The following is a 6995-nucleotide window of genomic DNA, read 5'->3' as shown; positions in this document are numbered from 1 at the left end:
GCCCTCCGGGACTACGTCGACTCCTACCAGGCATCCGTCGGAGAGCGCGAGGAGGTCGGCCGGGTCGTCGTCGCAGGCGACGGCATCGCGCGGGTCGAGGGCCTGCCGCACGCCATGACCAACGAACTGCTGGAGTTCCACGGCGGCGTACTGGGTCTGGCGCTGAACCTCGACGTGGGCGAGATCGGCTGCGTCATCCTGGGCGACTCCGAGCACATCGAGGAAGGCCAGGAGGTTCGCCGGACCGGCGAGATTCTCTCCGTCCCGGTCGGGGACGGCTTCCTCGGGCGCGTCGTCGACCCGCTGGGCCGCCCGATCGACGGCCTCGGGGAGATCGTCTCAACCGAGACCCGAGCCCTTGAGCTGCAGGCACCCACGGTCGTGCAGCGCCAGCCGGTCAAGGAGCCTCTCCAGACCGGCATCAAGGCCGTCGACGCGATGACAGCCATCGGGCGTGGCCAGCGTCAGCTGATCATTGGCGACCGGCAGACCGGTAAGAGCGCGGTCGCCCTCGACACGATCATCAACCAGCGCGAGAACTGGGCGACCGGGGACCCGAAACTCCAGGTCAAGTGCGTCTACGTTGCGATCGGGCAGAAAAAGTCGACGATCCGGGACGTCCTCAACACCCTTGAGGAGACCGGCGCGCTGGCCTATACGACCATTGTCGCCGCTCCCGCCGACCAGCCAGCCGGTTTCAAGTACCTCGCGCCCTACACCGGTTCCGCGATCGGCCAGCACTGGATGTACAACGGCCAACACGGTCTGATCGTCTTTGACGACCTCTCGAAGCAGGCCGAGGCCTACCGGGCGATCTCGCTGCTGCTGCGTCGCCCGCCGGGTCGTGAGGCCTACCCTGGTGACGTCTTCTACCTGCACTCCCGGCTTCTTGAGCGTTGCGCGAAGCTCTCGAACGAGCTCGGGGGTGGGTCGCTGACCGGTCTGCCGATCATCGAGACCAAGGGCAACGACATCTCCGCCTACATCCCGACGAACGTCATCTCCATCACCGACGGGCAGATCTTCCTGGAGACCGACCTGTTCAACCAGGGTGTTCGTCCGGCCATCAACGTGGGTACCTCGGTTTCGCGGGTGGGTGGCAGCGCGCAGATCAAGGCGATGAAGGCCGTTGCCGGCCGGCTTCGCCTGGACCTTGCTCAGTACCGCGAGCTGGAGGCGTTCTCGGCCTTCGGCTCCGATCTCGACAAGGCGTCGCGCGCTCAGCTCGATCGGGGTGCGCGCATGGTCGAACTGCTCAAGCAGCCGCAGTTCCAGCCGTACTCGGTTGAGCGCGAGGTCGTGTCGATCTGGGCGGGTACGACCGGTCACCTCGATGACGTGCCGGTCGCGGACATCCGCAGGTTCGAAAGCGAGTTCCTCGACTTCGTCGAGCGGACCCAGCCGGGGCTGTTCAAGACGATCCGCGAGACCGGCAAGCTGGACGACGACACCCTCGCCGCGCTCGAGCAACTGATCGCGAAGTTCAAGACCGAGTTCACGTTGTCGAGTGGTCAGCCCCTGGTCAACGAGCCGGTGCCCGACAGCCTCGACCCCTCCGATGTGGAGCATGAGGCGATCAAGGTGCACCAGCCGAAGCCGAGGGACGAGGACTGAGAACGTGGCCGGCCAGCTCCGCGAATACCGGCGCCGCATCCGCTCGGTACAGTCAACCAAGAAGATCACTCGGGCGATGGAGCTTATCGCCGCGTCCCGAATCGTGAAGGCCAAGGCCAGGGTCGCCGTGTCCCGGCCGTACGCCGACGAGATCACGCGCGTGATTTCGTCGGTTGCGTCGCAGACCACGGTCCGCCACCCGCTGACGACCGAGCACCCCGATGCTCGCCGCGCAGCGGTTCTCGTGGTCACCAGCGACCGTGGTCTCGCTGGTGGTTACAACGCCAACGTGCTGCGTCGGACCGGTGAGCTCCTGGAGCTGCTGCGATCCGAGGGCAAGGAGCCGGTTGTGTACGCGGTCGGCCGTAAGGCCGTCACCTACTACCGGTTCCGGGGCAGGGAGCTGGCCGGGGAGTTCACCGGCTTCTCCGAGCAGCCGAGCTATGACGACGCCAAGGAAGTCGCTGATGCGCTCATTGCGCGGTTCGTCGAATCTAGTGAGGCAGCCGGCGTGGACGAGATCCACCTGGTCTTCACCGAGTACGTGAACACGCTGACGCAGCGGCCGGTTGCGCACCGGATTCTCCCGTTGGTGTTGGAGGAGACCACCGAGCCCCCACCCGGAGGTCCCCTCCCGCAGTACGAGTTCGAACCGTCTGCCGAAGAAGTGCTCGACGCTCTGCTTCCGCGGTATGTGGAAAGCCGGCTGTACGCAGCCCTGCTGGAGTCCGCGGCATCCGAGTCGGCGGCACGCCAGCGGGCGATGAAGTCCGCGACCGACAACGCCGGTGAGCTGATCAAGACTTACACCCGTCAGGCTAACGCTGCCCGCCAGGATGCGATCACTCAGGAGATATCGGAAATTGTCGGAGGCGCCAACGCGCTCGCCCAGGCATCCTAGCCGGCCAAAGGCCGCGCGATCATGGTTTTTCGCGCGGCCGGAGGCCCGAGGGGTGTAGCGGCCAAAGGCAGCGCGATCATGTTCCTTCCGCGCCGCCGGAGGTCCAAGGGAACCATAGGCATCGACGACCGCCACACCAAGAAGATCAATCAAACCTGACGTTGCTGGCATCCTGGTAGAGCCGCCGGTGATTTCGGGGCATAAGTGAACCGCTCGAAGTCGCTGGCATCCTGGTGGAGCCGCTGGCGACTTCAGGGCATAAGTGAAACCGAGGACGCCATGACCGTCACCACCACCTCGCCCGCCGCGGCGGAGGGCAAGGCCCCTGGGACCGGCCGGGTCGCCCGTGTAATCGGCCCGGTCGTCGATGTGGAGTTCGCACCCGAGGAGATCCCCGAGATCTACCGTGCGCTGCGCGTTGACCGCACCATCAACGGACAGACCGCGACGCTCACGCTTGAGGTCGCGCAGCACATCGGTGACAACACCGTACGGACGATCTCCATGCAGCAGACCGACGGTCTGGTGCGCGGGGCGCCCGTCCACGATACCGGCTCACCGATCACCGTTCCCGTCGGCAACGCCACCCGGGGACACGTGTTCAACGTACTCGGCGAGCCGCTCGACGTCCCAAGCGTCGACGCGGATGTGCGCATGCCGATCCACGCACAGGCACCCGCCTTCGACCAGCTCGAGTCGAAGACGGAGATGTTCCCGACCGGCATCAAGGTCATCGACCTGCTGGCGCCCTACGTACGTGGTGGGAAGATCGGCTTGTTCGGTGGGGCGGGTGTCGGCAAGACGGTCGTCATCCAGGAAATGATCAACCGTGTTGCCAAGCAGTTCAGCGGTGTCTCGGTGTTCGCCGGCGTCGGCGAACGGACCCGTGAGGGCAACGACCTGTTCCTGGAGATGACAGAGGCCGGCGTCATCAACGACACCGCGCTGGTGTTCGGCCAGATGGACGAGCCGCCCGGCACCCGCCTGCGGATCGCGCTCGCGGCGCTGACCATGGCGGAGTACTTCCGCGATGTCCAGAAGCAGGACGTGCTGCTGTTCATCGACAACATCTTCCGGTTCACCCAGGCCGGTTCGGAGGTCTCCACTCTGCTCGGACGTATGCCGAGCGCGGTGGGTTATCAGCCGACCCTGGCTGACGAGATGGGTGTCCTGCAGGAACGGATCACCTCTACGCGTGGTCACTCGATCACATCCCTCCAGGCGATCTACGTGCCCGCGGACGACATTACCGACCCGGCGCCGCACACGACGTTCACCCACCTCGACGCGACCACGGTGCTCTCCCGGGCCATCTCCGACCTGGGGATCTACCCGGCTGTCGACCCACTCGACTCGACCTCGCGCATCCTCGACGCCCGTTACCTCGGCCAGGAACACTACGACGTGGCGCGCGAGGTGCAGCGGATCCTGCAGCGTTACAAGGACTTGCAGGACATCATCGCCATTCTCGGAATCGACGAGCTTTCGGAAGAAGACAAGATCCTTGTCAACCGGGCGCGGCGGATCCAGCGCTTCCTGTCGCAGCCGTTCTTCGTCGCCGAGCAGTTCACCGGCATTCCGGGCACGTTCGTTCCGCTCGAGGAGACGATCAAGTCCTTCAAGAAGCTGACCGAGGGTGAGTATGACCATCTTCCGGAACAGGCCTTCTTCATGTGCGGCGGGATCGAGGACGCCGAGAAGAAAGCCGAGACGCTCTAGTAGGCCAAAGGGTGCGCGATCATGGCTTTTTTCGCGCACTCGGAGGCCCAAGGGTCGCTAGGACCTGTCTCCTGGATGTTGGTGAGCGCATACCGAGGTTCCTGCCGCGTCGCGAAGCGACGTGGTAGGTCCGGATCCAGGATTCACGAACTGTGAGGGCATGCGGCCCGCAGGACTGCGGGCCTACGACAGCGGGAAGGACGGCAGCGCTATGCCGATGCGGGTGGCGATCCTCTCGCCGGAACGTGAAGTGTGGTCAGGGGAGGCCGACATGGTCGTCGCACGGACCACAGAAGGCGATATCGGGGTGCTGACCGGGCACGTCTCGCTGCTCGGGGTCCTCGCCGCGGGCAGTCAGGTACGGGTGAAGACCGGCGCAGAGACCCTGAGCGTCGATGTCGACGGCGGATTCCTGTCAGTGACCAAGCAGGGTGTCAGCATCCTCGTGGAACACGGGGTCGTGTCGACGGGTTCCTGACAGGCCTCGGGACAGCTGCACCGGTCAAGGCAGCGCGATCATCATTTTCGCGTCGCCTTCATTGTGATCATCTTCAGCGGTTGGCACCCGGCTTCCACAGCACGTCTCCGCCGGGGTTGGCGACGCGCGAGAGGATGAACAGCAGATCGGAGAGTCTGTTGAGGTAACGAGCGGGCAGGGCGCTGGTGCGCTCCGGATCGTGCTCCATCAGCGCCCAGGTGGAGCGTTCCGCGCGGCGGGTGACCGTCCGCGCGACATGCAGCAGGGCGGCGCCGGCCGAGCCTCCCGGCAGGATGAACGAATCCAGCTTGGGGAGGTGCTCGTTGTACCGGTCGCAGGCCTCCTCCAGACGGTCGATGTAGGCCTCGCTCACCCGGAGCGGGGGGAATCCCGGGTTGTCCACGACCGGCGTGCACAGATCCGCGCCGAGATCGAAGAGGTCGTTCTGCACCTGGGCCAGCAGCGCCCGGACGTCCTCGGCGAGCGCGCCGAGGGCCAGCGCCACGCCGATGGCCGCGTTCGTCTCGTCCACGTCCGCGTATGCGGCCAGTCGCGGGTCGGTCTTGCGAACCCGGGACATGTCGCCGAGTGCGGTTGTACCGTCGTCCCCGGTCCGTGTGTAGATCCGGGTCAGGTGAATGGCCATGCTGCCACACTGTAGGGGTTCTTAGGGCCTCCGGGCGCGCGAGAAGGCATGGTCGGTAGGGGTTTTAGGGCCTCCGGCGGCGAACCGAACCCATCCGAGGACTTTTGCCGGCAGGGCCGGTTAGTCGTTGCTGGAGCGATCAGGCCAGGGACGCTGTGTGCCGACCTGGCCTCGCCGCACCGGCCGGCCGACCCGGAAGACCAGCTGGCAAGGCCATAGCATCGACTCCCGTGGAACGGTTCGTCGCCACGGGCGGCTATCGGCTGGCCGGCGAGGTACGTGTCCCGGGAGCGAAGAACTCTGTGCTCAAACTGATGGCCGCGAGCCTGTTGGCGTATGGCCGTACGACCCTTCGCGCGGTACCCGACATTCTCGACGTGGCCGTCATGGCCGACGTCCTGCGCGCGCTCGGGGCAACCGTCGAGCGGGACACCTCCCAGGGCTCACTGTCGATCGACGTGCCGGCGAGGCCCGGTGCCGCGGCTGACGGTGATCTCGTCCGGCGGATCCGGGCGTCGGTCGTGGTGCTCGGGCCGCTTGTCGCCCGGTGCGGTGAGGCACGGGTGGCGCTTCCGGGCGGGGACGCCATCGGCGCACGCGCGCTGGACATGCACGTCAACGGGCTGACCAAGCTCGGAGCCGTGGTGGACGTCGAGGCCGGGATCCTGGTGGCCCGTTCGTCCGGCCGCCTGCAGGGGGCATCGATCTGGCTGGACTTCCCCAGTGTCGGTGCCACCGAGAACCTGCTGATGGCCGGGGTGCTCGCCAAGGGCACCACGGTGATCGACAACGCCGCTCGTGAGCCCGAGATCGCCGATCTGTGCGCGATGCTCGTGTCGATGGGCGCGCATCTCGACGGAGCGGGCACGTCCACGCTGGTCATCGAGGGAGTTGACGAACTGCGGCCGACCACGCACAGCACCGTCGCGGACAGGATCGTGGCCGGGACTTTCGCCATCGGCGCGCTCATGACCGGTGGTGACGTGATGATCCGGGGTGGCCGTGCCGACCACCTTGAGATCGTGCTCGACAAGCTGACGACGGCGGGTGCCACAGTGGACACCAAGCCGGACGGCTTCCGGGTCCTGGCGGACCGTCCGCCGCGTTCGATCGACGTGGTGACCCTGCCCTATCCGGGTTTCCCGACGGATCTCCTGCCACAGACCATCGCCCTGGAAGCGGTCAGCGAAGGCGTCTCCCTGATCACCGAGAACGTCTTCGACAGCCGCTTCGTGTTCTGCCGCGAGCTGCGCAAACTCGGCGCGGAGCTGCGTACCGACGGCCACCATGTCGTGGTACGCCGCAGTGACCGCCTGGTCGGCACGCATGTGGTGGCCTCGGACGTCCGGGCGGGGGCCGGGCTTGTGCTGGCCGGTCTGGTGGCGGAAGGGACCACCAGCGTCAGCGAGGTCCACCACATCGACCGCGGCTACGCCGCTTTCGTCGAGCAGTTGCGCGTTCTCGGCGCGGACATCCGGCGGGAGTCGCTTGCGGGATGTGCGGACCCGGGAGGTCGCTGAACAGACGTGGACCTGGCGGACAGAGAGGTCTTCAGGCCCAGTCCCGTTCCGTGCCGGCCACCACCGCGCGGGCCCGCATGGAGTCCTCGGGGAACACCATGACGTGCCATGCGGAGG

General features: G+C 66.3%; 6 protein-coding genes. 5 read left to right on the top strand and 1 reads right to left on the bottom strand.

Annotation, left to right across the window (positions count from 1 at the left end):
• From atpA to DD1DGNOD_RS22320, 4 genes are all read left to right on the top strand, one after another.
• The coding region (gene atpA / locus DD1DGNOD_RS22335; RefSeq protein WP_241255922.1) for a F0F1 ATP synthase subunit alpha at positions 1-1614 on the top strand (1614 nt) is incomplete at its 5' end.
• A gap of 4 nt (positions 1615-1618) precedes the next feature.
• On the top strand, positions 1619-2515 hold the full coding sequence (locus DD1DGNOD_RS22330) for a F0F1 ATP synthase subunit gamma (RefSeq protein WP_131768428.1): 897 nt from the start codon (positions 1619-1621) through the stop codon (positions 2513-2515).
• A gap of 279 nt (positions 2516-2794) precedes the next feature.
• A complete protein-coding gene (atpD, locus tag DD1DGNOD_RS22325; RefSeq protein ID WP_131768427.1) occupies positions 2795-4234 on the top strand; it encodes a F0F1 ATP synthase subunit beta in 1440 nt (479 codons plus the stop codon).
• A gap of 211 nt (positions 4235-4445) precedes the next feature.
• Positions 4446-4712 carry a F0F1 ATP synthase subunit epsilon gene (locus tag DD1DGNOD_RS22320; RefSeq protein WP_131768462.1) on the top strand — a complete coding sequence of 89 codons (267 nt, stop codon included), beginning with the start codon at positions 4446-4448 and terminating at the stop codon, positions 4710-4712.
• A gap of 73 nt (positions 4713-4785) precedes the next feature.
• Here the strand turns inward: DD1DGNOD_RS22320 and DD1DGNOD_RS22315 are convergent, their stop codons facing one another.
• Positions 4786-5358 carry a cob(I)yrinic acid a,c-diamide adenosyltransferase gene (locus DD1DGNOD_RS22315; protein ID WP_131768426.1) on the bottom strand — a complete coding sequence of 191 codons (573 nt, stop codon included), beginning with the start codon at positions 5356-5358 and terminating at the stop codon, positions 4786-4788.
• Positions 5359-5588: 230 nt separating this feature from the next.
• On the opposite strand from DD1DGNOD_RS22315, the gene murA reads away from it, so the two are divergent.
• Positions 5589-6878, top strand: coding sequence for a UDP-N-acetylglucosamine 1-carboxyvinyltransferase (gene murA / locus DD1DGNOD_RS22310; RefSeq protein ID WP_131770982.1), 1290 nt, complete (start codon positions 5589-5591; stop codon positions 6876-6878).
• The last annotated feature ends 117 nt before the right edge of the window (positions 6879-6995 follow it).

This window comes from Candidatus Protofrankia californiensis (assembly GCF_900634765.1).
Lineage (GTDB): Bacteria > Actinomycetota > Actinomycetes > Frankiales > Frankiaceae > Protofrankia > Protofrankia californiensis.
The sequence above is the reverse complement of the archived record's forward strand: the minus strand, read 5'-3'. Positions and strand labels throughout refer to the sequence as shown.

What these genes read in the sequence shown, in the direction of transcription:
- DD1DGNOD_RS22315 (WP_131768426.1), bottom strand. Translation starts at nt 5,358, where the DNA reads ATGGCCATTCACCTGACCCGGATCTACACACGGACCGGGGACGACGGT.
- DD1DGNOD_RS22320 (WP_131768462.1), top strand. Translation starts at nt 4,446, where the DNA reads ATGCCGATGCGGGTGGCGATCCTCTCGCCGGAACGTGAAGTGTGGTCA.
- atpD (WP_131768427.1), top strand. Translation starts at nt 2,795, where the DNA reads ATGACCGTCACCACCACCTCGCCCGCCGCGGCGGAGGGCAAGGCCCCT.